This is a genomic window from Pseudomonas sp. IT-P4, assembly GCF_949767755.1.
In the GTDB taxonomy this organism is placed as follows: Bacteria; Pseudomonadota; Gammaproteobacteria; order Pseudomonadales; family Pseudomonadaceae; genus Aquipseudomonas; species Aquipseudomonas monachiensis.
The window spans coordinates 272,264-288,587 of sequence record NZ_CATKPX010000067.1; the positions used below are offsets into that span (position 1 = coordinate 272,264).

The window sequence follows — 16,324 nt, forward strand, 5'->3', positions numbered from 1 at the left end:
CACGGCCTGCGACAACTTGAAGCAGCCGTCACTGGCGGGCCCGGGGGCCTTTGCAAAGTAGCAGCGGCAGGTGCGGATCAAACCCGATCAAATCACCGAACCACTGTCGGTGGCTTTCAAGTGCCGGCGTCCATCCACCGCGCCTGCGACGGTCAAGGCGTCAGCCTCGGCTTCAGTGATGTAGATGCGCTCGCCTTCGATGTCCACTGCCGACATGGCCTTGGCACCGTCGGTGACGATGGTCACGTCGGGACACAGACGAATGAGTTCGCCATTTTCAGTGGTGAAAAAGCAGGTCTGGTTCTCGATGCGCACAGTCATGACGGGATCCTTTTTTCAGTGGAATCTATAGTTTCAGGCCGCAACCACCGGTCATCGTTCTGTGCAACCGATTAGTGGTCGCTGCGGTCCACCCTCCATGGCCTCTCTCAAGGACAACCCCATGAACGCCTGGTGGCACGAAGTCTGGGTGACCCTGCAAGGCGAGTTCGCCGACATCGGCGATGCCTCGCAGCTGACGCGAGTGACCGTGCGCCTGTTGATGGCTGCGGTGCTGGGCGGGATTCTCGGGTTCGAGCGTGAACACCAGGGCAAGGCCGCCGGCGTGCGTACCCACATGCTGGTAGCGATGGGGGCGGCGCTATTCGTGTTGGTGCCGCAGATGTCCGGTTCGCAGGCCGATGCCATGAGCCGGGTAGTGCAGGGCGTGATTGCCGGGATCGGCTTCCTGGGGGCTGGCACCATCCTGAAAAACCACGACGGCGATGAGAGCCACGTCAAAGGCCTGACCACCGCCGCCGGCCTGTGGATGACGGCCGCCATCGGTGTCGCGGCCGGACTGGGCCGGGAGGCGACGGCGGTGCTCAGTACGCTGCTGGCGCTGGGGGTGTTCAGTGTGATGCCGGGGATTGTGAAGCTGATCGATAAGGATCACCCATGAGATCGTTCCCCCGGCCAGCATGGGGGAACGATCAACTGTCGTCATTCAGGGTTCACAATCACCGGTGGCATCGTCGTTGGCGGTTCTTCCCTTGGCGGCGGGTTCTTTTCGGGCGGATCCTGTTCGGGTACCGGCTGCGGATCGCTCGGCGGTATCACCGGGTTGTCGATGTTGGGGTCGGGGGTTTCAGCCGGGAAAGGATTGTTCATTGTTCAAGCCTCTGGTGGCACATGGCGTGAGTCGTGCTTAAGTAGGTGGACTGGTTGGTTGACCGCAGCGCGTAGGACTTGATTCCGGAAATTGTCGATGAAACTTTCCCGGCGGCTGTCGCTCGGAACCTAAGTGACTTCATCCCGGGGCGGATTGCCCGGCGGGGTGGCGACCAGACACAAGCGCGTCCATGGGGCGTAAGGAGAGAGGCTCGATGACGGCTGAAAAACCGACTGAGTTGAGCTACAACCCGCACATGCCGCTGTCGCAGGCGTTGTTGCTGCCGCGTATCGTCATTGAAAACATCATGCCGACCCTTGAAGGCGGGCAGTTCGCGGTCAAGTCCGTGGTGGGGCAGGACGTGGTGGTGACGGCCAAGGTCTTCGCCGACGGGCATGACAAGCTGGCGGTTCGCGTGCGCTGGCGGGCCGAAGATGGGGACGCCTGGCAAAGCGCGGCCATGAAGGACCTGGGCAATAACGGCTGGCAAGGGCAGTTCCGGGTCAACACCCAGGGCCGTTATCTGTTCTGTATCGAAGCCTGGATCGATCAATTCGCCAGTTTTTGTTATGAGCTGGAAAAGAAGCATGCGGCGGCGGTGCCCGTCAGCCTGGAACTGCAGGAAGGGCGGATTCATGTCCAGCAGGCCGCCGAACGCAGCGAAGGGCTACTCAGCGAGCAACTGGCGGCCTTGCACCATGAACTGTCAGGGCTGCTTGAAACCGAGCAGATTGCACTGTTTTTGCACCCGCGTAGCGCCGACCTCATGGCCCGCGTCGATCATCGCGCCTACTTGAGCCTGAGCCCGGAGTACCCGCTGGATGTGGAGCGAGAACTGGCGCAGTTTGCCAGTTGGTACGAGTTGTTCCCGCGTTCGATCACCGACAGCCCGGAGCGCCATGGCACCTTCAATGACGTGCATTCGCGGTTGGCGATGATTCAGGACATGGGTTTCGATGTGCTGTATTTCCCGCCGATCCATCCGATCGGGCGTAGTTACCGCAAGGGTCCGAACAACTCCCTGACGGCGGGCCCCGATGATCCGGGCAGCCCCTATGCGATTGGCAGCGAGGAGGGCGGGCACGAAGCGATTCACGCGCAATTGGGCACCCGCGAAGACTTCCGCCGACTGGTGGCGGCCGCCGCGGCCCATGGCCTGGAAATCGCCCTGGATTTTGCCATCCAGTGCTCCCAGGACCATCCGTGGCTCAAGCAACACCCGGGCTGGTTCAACTGGCGGCCGGACGGCACGATCAAGTACGCGGAAAACCCGCCGAAGAAATACCAGGACATCGTCAATGTCGACTTCTATGCCCCGGAGGCGATTCCGAGCTTGTGGGTGGAGCTGCGGGATATCGTGGTGGGCTGGGTCGAGGAGGGCGTGAAGATCTTCCGCGTCGATAACCCGCACACCAAGCCGTTGCCGTTCTGGCAGTGGCTGATCGCCGATGTACGGGCGCTGTACCCCGAGGTGATCTTCCTCGCCGAAGCCTTTACCACGCCGGCCATGATGGCGCGCCTGGGCAAGGTCGGTTACTCCCAGAGCTACACCTATTTCACCTGGCGCAACACCAAGGCTGAACTGGCGACCTATTTCACCGAACTCAACGAATCGCCGTGGCGCGAATGCTACCGGCCGAATTTTTTCGTCAATACGCCGGACATCAACCCGGCGTTCCTCCACGAATCCGGGCGCCCCGGGTTTCTCATCCGCGCCGTGCTGGCGACCATGGGCTCGGGCCTGTGGGGCATGTACTCGGGTTTCGAGTTGTGCGAGTCGGCACCGGTGCCAGGCAAGGAGGAGTACCTCGATTCCGAGAAGTACGAAATCCGCCCCAGGGACTTCAACGCGCCCGGCAACATCATTGCCGAGATCGCCCAGCTCAACCGCATCCGGCGGCAGAACCCGGCGTTGCACACGCACCTGGGCCTGAAGGTCTACAACGCCTGGAACGACAACATCCTGTACTTCGGCAAACGCAGCCTGGACGGCAGCAATTTCATTCTGGTGGCGGTCAGCCTCGATCCGCACAACGTGCAGGAGGCGAACTTCGAGTTGCCGTTGTGGGAAATGGGCTTGCCGGACTACGCCAGCACTCATGGCGAAGACCTGATGAATGGCCATCGCTGGACCTGGCATGGCAAACAGCAATTCATGCGGATCGACCCGGCGTACCAGCCGTTCGGGATTTGGAGAATTACCGCCTCTTGAGAACACCACAGGGGATACTCCGCCTGTGGCCAAGATGAATTCACCAGGAGTTTCACATGGCGAAGAAACCCAAGGCTGCCACGTTCATCAAGGACCCGCTCTGGTACAAGGACGCGGTGATCTATCAAGTCCACGTCAAATCGTATTTCGACTCCAACAACGACGGGATTGGCGACTTTCCCGGTTTAATTGCCAAGCTCGACTACATCGCCGACCTGGGCGTCAACACCATCTGGCTGTTGCCGTTCTATCCCTCGCCACGGCGCGACGACGGTTATGACATTGCCGAGTACCGTGGTGTACACAGCGACTACGGCACCATGGCCGATGCCAGGCGTTTTATTGCCGAGGCGCACAAGCGTGGCCTGCGGGTGATCACCGAGCTGGTCATCAACCACACCTCCGACCAGCACCCATGGTTCCAGCGGGCGCGCAAGGCCAAACCCGGATCGGCGGCGCGGGACTTCTATGTGTGGTCTGATGACGATCAGAAATACGATGGCACCCGCATCATTTTCCTCGACACCGAAAAATCCAACTGGACCTGGGACCCGGTCGCCGGCCAATACTTCTGGCACCGTTTCTACTCCCACCAGCCGGACCTGAATTTCGATAACCCGCAAGTGATGAAAGCGGTGCTGTCGGTGATGCGTTACTGGCTCGACATGGGCATCGACGGCTTGCGCCTGGACGCCATTCCCTACCTGATCGAGCGCGACGGTACCAATAACGAGAACCTGCCGGAAACCCACGACGTCCTGAAGAAGATCCGCGCGGAAATCGACGCCAATTACCCCGACCGCATGCTGCTGGCCGAGGCCAATCAGTGGCCGGAAGACACCCAGTTGTACTTCGGCGACACCGACAAGAAAGGCCTGAACGGCGACGAATGCCACATGGCCTTTCACTTCCCGTTGATGCCGCGCATGTACATGGCGCTGGCCCAGGAAGATCGCTTCCCGATTACCGACATTCTGCGCCAGACCCCGGATATACCCGCCAACTGCCAATGGGCAATCTTCCTGCGCAACCACGATGAGCTGACCCTGGAGATGGTCACCGACAAGGAACGCGACTATCTGTGGAATTACTACGCCGCCGACCGCCGGGCGCGGATCAACCTGGGGATTCGCCGTCGCCTGGCGCCGCTGATGGAGCGCGACCGCCGCCGGATCGAGCTGCTCAACAGCCTGCTGCTGTCCATGCCAGGCACGCCGACCCTGTATTACGGTGATGAGATTGGCATGGGCGACAACATCTACCTCGGCGACCGCGACGGTGTGCGCACGCCGATGCAATGGTCCATCGACCGCAACGGCGGTTTTTCCCGGGCCGACCCGGCGAGCCTGGTGCTGCCGCCGATCATGGACCCGCAATATGGCTACCTGTCGGTCAACGTCGAAACCCAGGCTGGCGACCCGCATTCGCTATTGAACTGGACCCGGCGCCTGCTCGCCGTGCGCAAGCAATCCAAGGCCTTCGGGCGCGGTACGTTGAAAATGCTGTCGCCGAGCAATCGGCGGATTCTGGCCTACACCCGCGAATTCACCGGGGTGGACGGCAAGCACGAAGTCATTCTGTGCGTGGCCAACGTGTCGCGCAGCGCCCAGGCCGCCGAGCTGGATCTGTCGGCCTATGTCGGCATGGTGCCGGTGGAAATGCTCGGGGGTAACGCGTTCCCGCCCATCGGCCAGCTGAATTTTCTCCTGACGCTGGCGCCTTACGGCTTCTACTGGTTTGGCCTCGCCGCGGAAAACCAGATGCCGAGCTGGCACGTGGAGCCCGCACAAAGCTTGCCGGACTTCACCACGCTGGTGCTGAAAAAGCGCATGGAGGAATTGCTGGAGGCGCCGTCACGCACCACGCTGGAGCACAGCATCCTGCCCAACTGGCTGCAGAACCGCCGTTGGTTCGCGGGCAAGGACGCCGCCATCGAACAGGTCGACCTGGCCTATGGCGTGCGGTTCGGCGATCCGCAGCATCCGGTGCTGTTCAGTGAGATCAATGTCACCAGCGCTGGCCAGAGCAGTCGCTACCAGTTGCCGTTCGGCTTTATCTCGGAAGATCAGGTCGGTACCCCGCTGCCGCAGCAATTGGCATTGTCGCGGGTACGGCGCGGACGCCAGGTCGGTCTTATCACCGATGCCTTCAGCCTGGAGACCTTTGTGCATGCCGTCTTGCAGGGCATTCAGGCCGGCACCGTATTGGCCTCCAGCGATGGCGACATTCGTTTCGAGTCCACCGCGGAGCTGGAAAAACTCGGCCTCAATGCCGAGTCGCCGGTACGTTACCTGTCCGCCGAGCAGTCCAACAGCTCGGTGGTGATCGGCAACAGCCTGGTGCTGAAGCTGATCCGCAAGGTCGCCTGCGGTGTGCACCCGGAACTGGAAATGAGCGCGTACCTGACCGCAGCCGGGTTCAGCAATATTTCGCCATTGCTTGGGGCCGTGGTGCGCCGGGACGGGGCGGGTGAAGACAATTTGCTGATGATCGCCCAAGGCTATCTGAGCAATCAGGGCGACGCCTGGGAATGGACCCAGAACAACCTCGAACGGGCGCTGCGCGATGAGCTGGCCGACGCTGTGTCCGAGCAGGAACAACATTACAACGCGCTCGGCGAACTGAAAGATTTCGCCGCTATGCTCGGTCAGCGCCTGGGGGAAATGCACCAGGTGCTGGCGGCGCCGAGTGCCAACCCGGACTTCATGCCCCAGGTCACCACGCAGAAAGAGGCGCTGGCTTCGACCAAGGATGTTGCAACGCAAATCGAGCACGCGCTGAGCTTGCTCAAGCAACATAAAAGTCAATTGAGCCCGGCGGACCAGACCCTGGTCGGCCGTTTACTGGACAACAAGAAGGCCATCCTCGGCCATGTACAAGCGATGGGTAAAAAGACCGTGGGCGGCTTGCGTATACGTGTGCACGGGGACCTGCATCTGGGCCAGGTGCTGGTGATCAAGGGCGATGCCTACCTGATCGACTTCGAAGGCGAACCGGCCCGGCCATTGCATGAACGACGGGGCAAACACAGCCCGTACAAGGATGTCAGCGGCGTGCTGCGCTCTTTCGACTATGCGGCGGCGATGGCGATCAATGTGCAGAGCGTCGACAACACCGCGGCAGCCGATGCCGCGCGCTTGCGGGTCACCGATCGCTACTTGAGCGAGGCGCGGCAAGCATTTGTCGACGCTTATCGGCTGGCGGCAGCTAGTCTTGCCCATGCATGGCAAGATCCCGAAGGCGAGGATGCCGCGCTGGCGTTGTTCGGCCTGGAGAAGGCGGCGTATGAAGTGGCTTATGAGGCGGAAAATCGCCCCGCCTGGTTGCCCGTGCCGTTGCACGGTTTATATGGATTATTGAGTGGGCTTAAACCCTTTTCCGATCTTGGTGGAGAGTAGTCATGAGTTTCTCGAACAAGGAACAGGGTCATCACAAAGAAGCGCTGCTGCCCAGGGCGCGGGATATCGATGCATTGGTGCGTGCCGAGCATATCGATCCTTTCGCCATTCTCGGCCCCCACGCCGATGGTGCCGGCGGACAATTCATTCGCGCGTATCTGCCGGGCGCCCTGAGTGTGCAGGTACTGGCCAGGGACTCCGGCGAGGATCTGGGTCACCTTGAGGCCACGCAGACACCGGGTTTGTTCGTCGGGCATTTCGATCGAGCGCAAGCGTACCTGCTGCGCACCCGTTGGGCCGGCGGCGAGCAAACCGCAGAAGATCCGTACAGCTTTGGCCCATTGCTGGGCGAAATGGATTTGTACCTGTTTGCCGAAGGCAATCACCGCGACCTCAGCGCGTGCCTGGGCGCGCAACTGAAAACCGTGGACGGCGTCGACGGCGTGCGTTTCGCGGTGTGGGCACCGAATGCCCGGCGGGTGTCGGTGGTCGGCGATTTCAACGTCTGGGACGGGCGCCGGCACCCGATGCGCCTGCGTCATCCCACCGGTGTCTGGGAATTGTTCATCCCGCGCCTGCAAGCCGGGGACACCTACAAATACGAGATTCTCGGCGCCCATGGCATTCTGCCGTTGAAGGCCGATCCCGTGGCGCTGGCCACCAGCCTGCCGCCGGACACCGCCTCGAAAGTCGCCTCACCCTTGAGCATCGACTGGCAGGACCAGGACTGGATGATGTCCCGGGGTGACCGCCAGCGGGTGACGGCACCGTTGTCGATCTACGAATTGCACGCCGGTTCGTGGCAATGCGAGCTGGATGACCTGGGTGAAGTGGCCCGCCAGTACACCTGGCCGGAACTGACCGAGCGACTGATTCCCTATGTCAAAGACCTGGGCTTCACCCACATCGAACTGATGCCGATCATGGAGCACCCGTTCGGCGGTTCGTGGGGTTATCAGTTGCTGTCGCAATTTGCGCCGAGTGCGCGCTATGGCACGCCGGACCAGTTCGCTGCGTTCATCAACGCCTGCCACCAGGCCGAACTCGGGGTGATTCTCGATTGGGTGCCGGCGCATTTTCCCACCGACACCCATGGCCTGGCCCAGTTCGATGGCACGGCGCTGTACGAGTATGGCAACCCGCAGGAAGGGTTCCACCAGGACTGGGACACACTGATCTACAATCTGGGTCGCACCGAAGTGCACGGCTACATGCTGGCGTCGGCGCTGCACTGGCTCAAGCATTTCCATGTCGACGGCCTGCGGGTCGATGCAGTGGCCTCGATGCTGTATCGCGACTACTCGCGCAAGGCCGGCGAGTGGGTGCCGAACCGCCATGGCGGACGGGAGAACCTGGAAGCCATCGACTTCCTGCGTCACCTCAATGACGTGGTGGCACTCGAAGCGCCCGGTGCGTTGGTGATCGCCGAGGAATCCACCGCATGGCCGGGTGTCAGCCAGGGCACGCAACAGGGCGGCCTGGGCTTCGCCTACAAATGGAACATGGGCTGGATGCACGATTCGCTGCATTACATCCAGCAGGACCCGGTGTACCGCGCCCATCACCACAACGAGCTGAGTTTCGGCCTGGTGTATGCGTGGTCCGAGCGCTTCATCCTGCCGATCTCCCACGATGAAGTGGTGCATGGCAAACACTCGCTGATCGACAAGATGCCCGGCGACCGCTGGCAGAAATTCGCCAACCTGCGGGCCTACCTGAGTTTCATGTGGGCGCATCCGGGCAAGAAGCTGTTGTTCATGGGCTGCGAATTCGGCCAGTGGCGCGAATGGAACCATGACCAGCAACTGGACTGGTACCTGCTGCAATACCCCGAGCACCAGGGTGTGCAGAAACTGGTGGCCGACCTCAACCGCTTGTACCGCGAAGCGCCGGCGCTGCATGAGCAGGACGATGTGCCGCAGGGTTTCCAGTGGCTGATCGGCGATGACGCGATCAACAGTGTTTATGCCTGGTTGCGCTGGAGCAAGGAGGGTGAGCCGGTGCTGGTGGTGGCCAACTTTACGCCGGTGCCGCGTGAGGCTTATCGCGTCGGGGTTCCGTTTGCCGGGCAGTGGAACGAGGTGCTCAACAGCGACTCCTCCATCTATGCCGGTTCCAATTACGGCAACAGTGGCGGGGCGGTGGCCGAGGAGACGCCGAGTCATGGGCAGGCGTTGTCGCTGGTGCTGAATTTGCCGCCGTTGGCGGTGTTGATGTTAAGGCCGCAGGGCTGATCCAGAGCCGCGTTGCTGCCTTTCGCGAGCAGGCTCGCTCCCACATTGGATGAATGTGGGAGCGAGCCTGATCGCGAAGGGGCCAGCCTGGTCAAAGCATCTTTTGAAGTATTTCCTCACCAGCGCAGCCGTACACCCAGGTTACCGTAGGTTTTCCGTTGTTGGTTGCTGTCGATATTGTTGGTGTAGTCGAGTCCGGCGTACACGCTGAACGAGTCTGCAACGCTCAGCACCATGCCGATGCCCAGGTCGGCGGACGAGGTTCGTTGCTGGGTTTCGACCTGATCGAGATGGTCAAAGGTGACCGTATCGGTACCTGTGAAGGTGTGCCAGATGTTGGCCCGCAGATAAGGTTCCAGCGGCCGGCCGCCGACCTCGTAGCGACCCTTCAGGCGTGCGCCGACGCGGCCGGTCCAGGCAGTGTCGGAATCGAACGAGACATGGGAAATACCGTCGTCCTGGCTGTCGAGTCTGACTTTCTGGTAAATCGCCTGTGCCTGGGGTTCGACCACCCAGTTACCGGCCACCGGGATCGGGTATCCGACTTCTGCCGATAACGTCGTCACGTGCCCTTCATTGTCGATCTTCAGTCCACTTTCGGAGCGGTTGTCGCCGTTGAGCCGGGTGTACATGGCCACGGTATCGAGATACGCGCCGGCGCGATCGGTCAGGGTCCAGTAAACGCCAAGACTGTCGCCTTCCAACTCGACGTTGCCGGAGCGCTTGCCCGCGAAGCCCTGATTGAAACCGTCGACATCGCCTTGCAGGCGGCTGTGGCCGATGAAGAAACCGCTGCGCTGTGTTTGCCCACCCGCCCACTCTGAGCTGAACAGATCATTGCCGACCTGAAAACCGTTGAGCGAGCCGTCCAGTCTTGGGGTGACGGTGCCGGCCCAGGTCTGCTCGAGGTTCTTGCCGTAGACCCGGCCCCAACCGGCGCTCAAGACACCGGTTTCACTCAGCAGGCTCTGATCGCCCTGACGGTCATGGAAGGTGCCCAACGCGGCAAGGCTCAACTGTGCTGCAGCTGGCGGCACCACCGACCAGGTAGGTACGGCCTCGCGATACAAGGGGATTGGTGCTGCGCCGGGTACGGCGGCCGGTAGCACCGGGGCTTCGACGATTGCAACGCCTTCAGCCGCGGTGGCCACAACCACCGGTGCGGCCACCGGCACTGCCACAATGGGCACCAGCGTCGGCGGCAGCGCGGGATCAGGGTTGGCGACGGCAACGACTGGCGGCGCCACCACCTGGGAGCGCAAATACCAACTGTTTTCGCTGCCCGGTGTGATACCGCCTTTGAACAGGCGGTAATCGAAGGCGCCAACCGACACCGGGGCTTTGAGGGCGAACGCGGTGCTGTCGCTGACCGCCGTGCCTTGGGCCTGTACCAGCTGGATTCCGTTTTCCCGGGTCAAGGCGCCCACGCCGCCAAGGTTGGTGACGCTGATCAGGGTGCTGCCGGTCAATGTCCCGTTGTTGACCACCAGCTTGTCACTGGGAGAACTGTCATCGCCCACGGCACTTTGCAACAACAGCTGGCCACCGTTACCCACGTAATTGCCTTCAACCGTCAGGCTGTCATTGGTGCGCGAGTTGCCACGAGTGAGGTCGATGATCCCGCTGTTGTTCAAGGTAACGAGCCGACCTGCGGTCAATGGCACGATGCTGCCTTGCGCCGACGTCAGGGTGCTGCTGCCATCGAGATTGAACACGCCCGTGCCGCTGGTGCTGTCCCCCAATTGAAAGGTGCCATCGAGATCAAAGCGCGAGCTGTTAGCGAGATTGACCGTTTCCCAGTTGATATACCGGGCGGCGCCTGACGAGGTGGTGTGATCGAAGGTCAGCAGGTCATTGCCGACGCCGCCATTGATGCTCGGGGTGAGGGCGAGGGTGCTTTCGCTGAGGTTGCGCAGGGTGGCGCTGTCGTTGCCGGCCTCCAGCAGGATTTGCGAGCGGATGATCCCGTCGCCGTCCCATACCAGGGTGTCATCGCCATTGCCGGCGCGGATCTCGCCGACGATTTCCCCGCCGGTGACCGTGATGCTGTCGTTGCCATTGCTGACACTGATGTTGCCACCGATCCTCCCCCTGGAAACGATGATGGTATCGGTGCCCAAACCGGTCACCAGGTTGCGAAGTATCTGCCCACCCGACATTTCGAAGAGATTGTTATCGAGCTTCATGTCAACCCGGCCGATGGAGCCACCGGTCATCCTGGCGACGTCGCCGTCCTCGAAAGCGCCGACGATGGTGCCGCCGGTCATCAGGAAGGTATCGCGACCATCCCCTTGGGCCAGTGACTGAACAGTTCCGCCAGACATGACGAAGTCATCGATGCCATTGCCTTGGCTGAGTGCCCCGGCTACGGTGCCCGAAGCAATGGTCACGGTGTCGGCGCCGGTACCGAAGGTCACGTTACCGTTGATCCTGCCGGTGCCGTTGGCAGGAAAGGTCAGGGTGTTGTTGCCCGACAGGTCGGTCAACGGTCCACTGGTGGCGCTGTCGCAGACGAAGTTGTCGTTACCGGCGGTGGGGATGAGTGTGCAGGCGGCGTCGGCAGCCTGGGGCCAGTTCGCGCATAACCAGATCGAGAACAGGCAGGCGCTGAAACGGTATTTGGGCAGATCTGTCGAAAACTCCATGGTTGCCTCCGCGATGGGATCAACGTCCGTTCCTTTGGCCGTCAGCAATGGCCAGGACCGACTGCCCTTACCGGCATCGGCAGGGCGTCACCAACGTAGCAGGCACCGCTTCAATGCGGCTACTGTCAGAAATAACAGGTGGGAGGCGTTATCACAGCGCCAGGCGCCTGATAGCCGTGATTCACAAGTGCACTTCCACCGCCAGCGGCAAATGATCGGACAGGTGCGTCCACGGCTTGTTTCCCAGTATTTGCGGCTGGTGGCTGCTGGCGTTGCGCAGGTAGACGCGATCGAGGCGCAGCAAGGGAAACCGCGCGGGGTAGGTTTTGGCCGGTCGGCCAAGGTGGCGTTCGAAGGCTTCGTGCAAGTAGTCGCGGCGGGCAAGGGTGGCATTGCCCTGCATCTGCCAGTCGTTGAAGTCGCCGGCAATGATCACCGGCGCATCATCCGGCAGGGATTCGAGGAGCTGACAGAGCAACTGCAACTGCAGTTGCCGATGGCTTTCCAGCAGGCTGAGGTGAACGCAAATGGCATGCACTTCGCGATGCCCCGGCACGTCCAGCACGCAGTGCAGCAAGCCACGGCGTTCCGGGCCGGTAATGGAAACATCCAGGTTTCGATACTCGCGGATCGGGTATTTCGACAGCAGGGCATTGCCATGGTGACCGTCGGGATAGACGGCGTTGCGCCCATAGGCAAAGTCGCTCCACATGCTGTCGGCGAGGAATTCATATTGCGAGGTTTGTGGCCAATCGTTGTAGCGGGAGGAATGGCGGTCGTGCTCGCCGACGACTTCTTGCAGAAACACCAGGTCTGCCGACGTACTGCGCACCGCTTCACGCAACTCAGGAAGGATGAAGCGCCGGTTGAGTGCAGTAAAACCCTTGTGGGTGTTGACCGTCAGCACGCGAAGCCGATGAATCGCCGGGGGCGTGTTCAAGGGTGTCGATTCGGCTGCCTGCCGTTTTGGATAACTGGCCACTTACACTCCTCTGACTCAAGGCTGCTTATGCATGCGACTGATGCAATGGCAGGCAGTTCAGTCCGATGGACTGCACCGGGTCGATAATCGATGAGTTCATACCAACACGATTTCATAAGGCAAACGGATACGCTCCAACAGCGGCCGGGGCAGCGACGGTGCAAGGCCGATGGCCGGTTCGCCGTCCAGTTGGCTGGCGTAGGCATGGGTGGCGTGGCTCTTGCGGGCGACGGTCCAGGTATCGAGGCGCACCTTGCGGGCGCGGTGCCAGGGGATCAGTTCCCGGTCTCGTGCCGGCCAGTGCCAGGCCCAGAACGGTACGTCGTTGTAGGTTGCCCCTGCGTTGGCTGCCGCCCTGGCGCTGGCGCGGCCAACGGTGTCGTGGTCGACGTTGCCGTCCTCGCGCCAGGTGCTGAACACCACATCACCGGGGCGCAGGTAGCGCGTGATGAATTGGGCGATCTGATCTTCGTGCTCCACCAGGGCGTTGTCGGTAAACCCGCCACGAATCCACTTCAGGCTGTGCATCGGCAACCCGAGCCGGCGGATGGCTTCGACGCTTTCCTGGGGACGAAACACGCTGAGGCGTTTTTCCGACCACTGCCGAGAGCCCGGATGGCTGGCGCTGCCGTCGGTGATCGAGATCAATTGCAGCGGGTGGCCGAGGTTGCTGAGCAACTGCAGCAGGCCGCCGCAGGTCACGACCTCATCGCCGGGGTGCGGGGCAATGAGCACCGCGCGTGCGCCGGTGGGTACCAGCGACTGGGTGCTGATGACCGGAATGCTGTCCAGTTGCGGGGCGCTGTTCCAGATCTGTGAAGGCAGGCTGGCATCGCTCAGGGAAACGGGTTTCATAGTCGATACGTCCTTGTTCTGCGTCGCCTTCAGTCGTGCATGGGACCAGCCCGGCAGACCCGTGAGGGCTCGTTGATAGCGGAGCGACAAGCCAAACCCTGGATTGCCGCGAATCGAGTATTGCTCATGTAACGCTATTCGTCGCGTCGCGAACCTGTCCGCAATGACTTTTCCGCTCTGCGGTGTTGCGGCCATAAACGCCTGTAGGCTTTTTTACTCTTCTTCCTCATGCTGCAACTCGAACAGCAGCAACGAGCGTCCGGTGACCGAGTACTCGTGGCCAAACTCGAAACGCTCCTGGCCGCGGATCGACGGCTGGTTGGTGTCGATCATGCATGTCCAGAAACCGCCGTCAGGCACTTCCGGCAGCCGGAAATTGACGATGTCGTGATGTGCGTTGACTACCAGCATCAACGTCGCGTCGACGCCTTTGCGGCGGATGCCGGTTTCCTGGGCGCGGCCATCGAGCAACATACCCAGGCATCGATTGTGCGCATCGTGCCAATGTTCGGTGGTCATTTGTGTGCCGTCCGGCGCCAGCCAGGTCACGTCCTTGACGCCGATATCCTCGTTGTAATTGCCCACCAGAAAACGTCCGCGCCGCAGAACCGGGTAGGTCAGGCGCAACTTGATCAGGCGTTTGACGAACTTGAGCAGGGCCTTGCCATCTTCGCTGAGGTCCCAGTTGACCCAGCCGATCTCACTGTCCTGGCAGTACGCGTTGTTGTTGCCGTCCTGGGTGCGGGCGAACTCGTCGCCGGCCACCAGCATCGGCGTGCCTTGGGCCAGCAGCAGGGTGGCGAAGAAATTGCGCATCTGCCGATGGCGCAGCGCGTTGATCTCGGGATCGTCGGTGGGGCCTTCGGCGCCGTGGTTCCACGATAGGTTGTTGTTGCTGCCATCCTGATTGTCTTCGTCGTTTGCCTCGTTGTGCTTGTCGTTGTACGACACCAGATCGTTGAGGGTGAAGCCGTCGTGGGCGGTGACGAAATTGACCGATGAGTATGGCCGCCGACCACGTTGATTGAACATATCGCCCGAAGCGGTCAGGCGGCTGGCAAAGTCAGCCAGTTGGCCGTCGTCGCCTTTCCAGAAGGCGCGCACGGTGTCGCGGAACTTGTCGTTCCACTCGACCCAGCCCGGCGGAAAGTTGCCGACCTGATAACCGCCGGGGCCGCAGTCCCAGGGTTCGGCGATCAGTTTGACCTGGCGCAGCACCGGGTCCTGGCGGCAGGCCACGAGGAAACTGTGGCGCTCGTCGAAACCGTCGTGGTAACGCCCCAGAATGGTCGCCAGGTCGAAGCGGAAGCCGTCCACGTGCATTTCCGTGGCCCAGTAGCGCAGGGAGTCGGTGACCATTTGCAGTACGCAGGGGTGGCTCAGGTCCAGGGTGTTGCCGGTGCCGGAATCGTTGATATAGAAGCGCTTGTCATCGGGCTTGAGGCGGTAGTAGGACGCGTTGTCGATGCCGCGCATGGACAGGGTCGGGCCTTGCTCGTTGCCCTCGGCGGTGTGGTTGTAGACCACGTCGAGGATCACCTCCAGATTGGCTTCGTGCAGGTGCGCGACCATTTCCTTGAATTCGGCGATCTTGCCGCTGGCCAGGTAACGCGGATCGGGGGCGAAGAACGCAATGCTGTTGTAGCCCCAGTAATTGGTCATTCCCTTGTGCAGCAGATGCTGGTCGTTGACGAAGGCGTGGATCGGCAGTAATTCCACAGTCGACACGCCGAGCTTGCGGATGTGCTCCACCACATCATCGACCATCAACCCGGCAAAGGTGCCGCGCAGGTTTTCGGGGACGGCGGGGTGGCGCATGCTGAAGCCGCGCACATGGGTTTCATAGATGATCGTCCTGTCCCACGGCACGCTGACCCGATGATCGTGGCCCCAGGTATGCGCCGGGTCGATGACCTTGCATTTGGGCACAAAGGGCGCGCTGTCCCGTTTATCGAAGCTGAGGTCAGCGTCGGGGTGGCCGATGGTGTAGCCGAACAGCGCTTCGGACCATTTCAGCTTGCCCACCAGTTGTTTGGCGTAGGGGTCGATCAGCAGTTTGTTGGGGTTGAAGCGATGGCCGTTGGCCGGGTCGTATGGACCGTAGACGCGATAGCCGTAGATCAGCCCCGGATGGGCGTCGGGAAGGTAGCCGTGGTAGATCTCGTCAGTGTATTCGGGCAGTTCGATGCGTTCGAGTTCCACCTCGCCGGCGTCGTCGAACAGGCACAGTTCAACCTTGGTGGCGTGGGCGGAAAACAGGGCGAAGTTGACTCCTAATCCATCCCAGGTGGCACCCAGTGGAAAGGGCAGGCCTTCGCGGATTCGTGTGGTTTCGGCACGAGTGGCTGGCGCGGCGGCTTTCTTCGGACTGGTCATAGGTATTCCTTAAAGCGGCGGCAACCTGTAGGAGCAAGCCCGCTCCCACAGGGACCTGTGAGTTGCCACAGATTGCAGTTACACCACCAATCACTGTGTGAGCGGCGGTGCGGCGGTCCGACTTGCCCGTGAAGGGGCCTCAAGGCCTATTCAAACCGCTGGCGGTTTTCGCGCAGCCCGGGGCTTTTTCTCAGCGGCCTTTTCCCCCGGCGGGATCACCTTCGAAGCCGCCGCCGGTTTGGCCTTGGTTTTTGCCGCGGCGACCTTGGCATCGCCAGCCTTGCCATTGGCCGTTTTGCTGACCGGGGTTTTCGCAGCAGCCTTGACCGGCTTTTTCGGGGCCAGGGCTTCGGCTTCCGCCAGTTTGCACGCCATTTCCCAGTGACGGGCCTCCTGGCCTTCGGGTTTTCCTTCGGATTCCCAGATCTGATAGGCAAATTCGCGGATGCGTTTATCGTCGGTACTCATCGTA

The 16,324-nt window shown here is 61.5% G+C and carries 11 protein-coding genes; 4 read left to right on the plus strand and 7 right to left on the minus strand.

Annotated features, from left to right (window positions below):
• Positions 1-87: 87 nt before the first annotated feature.
• Complete coding sequence (locus tag ACM6IT_RS24355) at positions 88-321, minus strand: DUF3203 family protein (protein WP_056727524.1); 234 nt, start codon at positions 319-321, stop codon at positions 88-90.
• 121 nt (positions 322-442) lie between these two features.
• On the opposite strand from ACM6IT_RS24355, the gene ACM6IT_RS24360 reads away from it, so the two are divergent.
• The gene (locus tag ACM6IT_RS24360) at positions 443-940 is read left to right on the plus strand and encodes an MgtC/SapB family protein (protein ID WP_409079262.1); all 498 of its coding nucleotides are present in this window, start codon (positions 443-445) and stop codon (positions 938-940) included.
• 41 nt (positions 941-981) lie between these two features.
• Here the strand turns inward: ACM6IT_RS24360 and ACM6IT_RS24365 are convergent, their stop codons facing one another.
• Positions 982-1,149: a hypothetical protein gene (locus ACM6IT_RS24365; protein ID WP_177336494.1), complete on the minus strand. Its 168-nt coding sequence runs from the start codon at positions 1,147-1,149 to the stop codon at positions 982-984.
• Between the two features lie 215 nt (positions 1,150-1,364).
• Between ACM6IT_RS24365 and ACM6IT_RS24370 the strand changes: the two genes are divergently transcribed.
• From ACM6IT_RS24370 to glgB, 3 genes are read left to right on the plus strand one after another with little or no spacing between them, the layout of a single operon-like run.
• A complete protein-coding gene (locus ACM6IT_RS24370; protein WP_414918856.1) occupies positions 1,365-3,362 on the plus strand; it encodes an alpha-1,4-glucan--maltose-1-phosphate maltosyltransferase in 1,998 nt (665 codons plus the stop codon).
• A gap of 56 nt (positions 3,363-3,418) precedes the next feature.
• Positions 3,419-6,760: a maltose alpha-D-glucosyltransferase gene (gene treS / locus ACM6IT_RS24375; protein ID WP_223541467.1), complete on the plus strand. Its 3,342-nt coding sequence runs from the start codon at positions 3,419-3,421 to the stop codon at positions 6,758-6,760.
• 2 nt (positions 6,761-6,762) lie between these two features.
• Complete coding sequence (gene glgB, locus ACM6IT_RS24380) at positions 6,763-8,994, plus strand: 1,4-alpha-glucan branching protein GlgB (protein ID WP_056727516.1); 2,232 nt, start codon at positions 6,763-6,765, stop codon at positions 8,992-8,994.
• A gap of 116 nt (positions 8,995-9,110) precedes the next feature.
• Here the strand turns inward: glgB and ACM6IT_RS24385 are convergent, their stop codons facing one another.
• The 5 genes from ACM6IT_RS24385 to ACM6IT_RS24405 all read right to left on the minus strand — a co-directional run bounded on the left by ACM6IT_RS24385 (position 9,111) and on the right by ACM6IT_RS24405 (position 16,320).
• Entirely contained in the window at positions 9,111-11,639 is a 2,529-nt protein-coding gene (locus tag ACM6IT_RS24385) for an autotransporter outer membrane beta-barrel domain-containing protein (protein WP_414918857.1), read from the minus strand.
• Positions 11,640-11,820: 181 nt separating this feature from the next.
• Entirely contained in the window at positions 11,821-12,621 is an 801-nt protein-coding gene (locus tag ACM6IT_RS24390; protein WP_414918858.1) for an endonuclease/exonuclease/phosphatase family protein, read from the minus strand.
• Between the two features lie 96 nt (positions 12,622-12,717).
• Positions 12,718-13,476 (minus strand): PIG-L deacetylase family protein, encoded by a 759-nt coding sequence (locus ACM6IT_RS24395; protein WP_414918859.1) that lies wholly within the window; start codon positions 13,474-13,476, stop codon positions 12,718-12,720.
• A gap of 213 nt (positions 13,477-13,689) precedes the next feature.
• On the minus strand, positions 13,690-15,852 hold the full coding sequence (gene glgX, locus ACM6IT_RS24400; protein WP_414915071.1) for a glycogen debranching protein GlgX: 2,163 nt from the start codon (positions 15,850-15,852) through the stop codon (positions 13,690-13,692).
• A gap of 150 nt (positions 15,853-16,002) precedes the next feature.
• Positions 16,003-16,320, minus strand: coding sequence for a DUF2934 domain-containing protein (locus ACM6IT_RS24405; protein WP_056727508.1), 318 nt, complete (start codon positions 16,318-16,320; stop codon positions 16,003-16,005).
• Positions 16,321-16,324: the final 4 nt, after the last annotated feature.

Bases quoted from the DNA above. Each gene is read 5' to 3' on its own strand.
- ACM6IT_RS24360 (WP_409079262.1), top strand. From the start codon at position 443: ATGAACGCCTGGTGGCACGAAGTCTGGGTGACCCTGCAAGGCGAGTTC.
- ACM6IT_RS24385 (WP_414918857.1), bottom strand. From the start codon at position 11,639: ATGGAGTTTTCGACAGATCTGCCCAAATACCGTTTCAGCGCCTGCCTG.
- treS (WP_223541467.1), top strand. From the start codon at position 3,419: ATGGCGAAGAAACCCAAGGCTGCCACGTTCATCAAGGACCCGCTCTGG.
- ACM6IT_RS24365 (WP_177336494.1), bottom strand. From the start codon at position 1,149: ATGAACAATCCTTTCCCGGCTGAAACCCCCGACCCCAACATCGACAAC.
- ACM6IT_RS24370 (WP_414918856.1), top strand. From the start codon at position 1,365: ATGACGGCTGAAAAACCGACTGAGTTGAGCTACAACCCGCACATGCCG.
- ACM6IT_RS24405 (WP_056727508.1), bottom strand. From the start codon at position 16,320: ATGAGTACCGACGATAAACGCATCCGCGAATTTGCCTATCAGATCTGG.
- glgB (WP_056727516.1), top strand. From the start codon at position 6,763: ATGAGTTTCTCGAACAAGGAACAGGGTCATCACAAAGAAGCGCTGCTG.
- ACM6IT_RS24355 (WP_056727524.1), bottom strand. From the start codon at position 321: ATGACTGTGCGCATCGAGAACCAGACCTGCTTTTTCACCACTGAAAAT.
- glgX (WP_414915071.1), bottom strand. From the start codon at position 15,852: ATGACCAGTCCGAAGAAAGCCGCCGCGCCAGCCACTCGTGCCGAAACC.
- ACM6IT_RS24395 (WP_414918859.1), bottom strand. From the start codon at position 13,476: ATGAAACCCGTTTCCCTGAGCGATGCCAGCCTGCCTTCACAGATCTGG.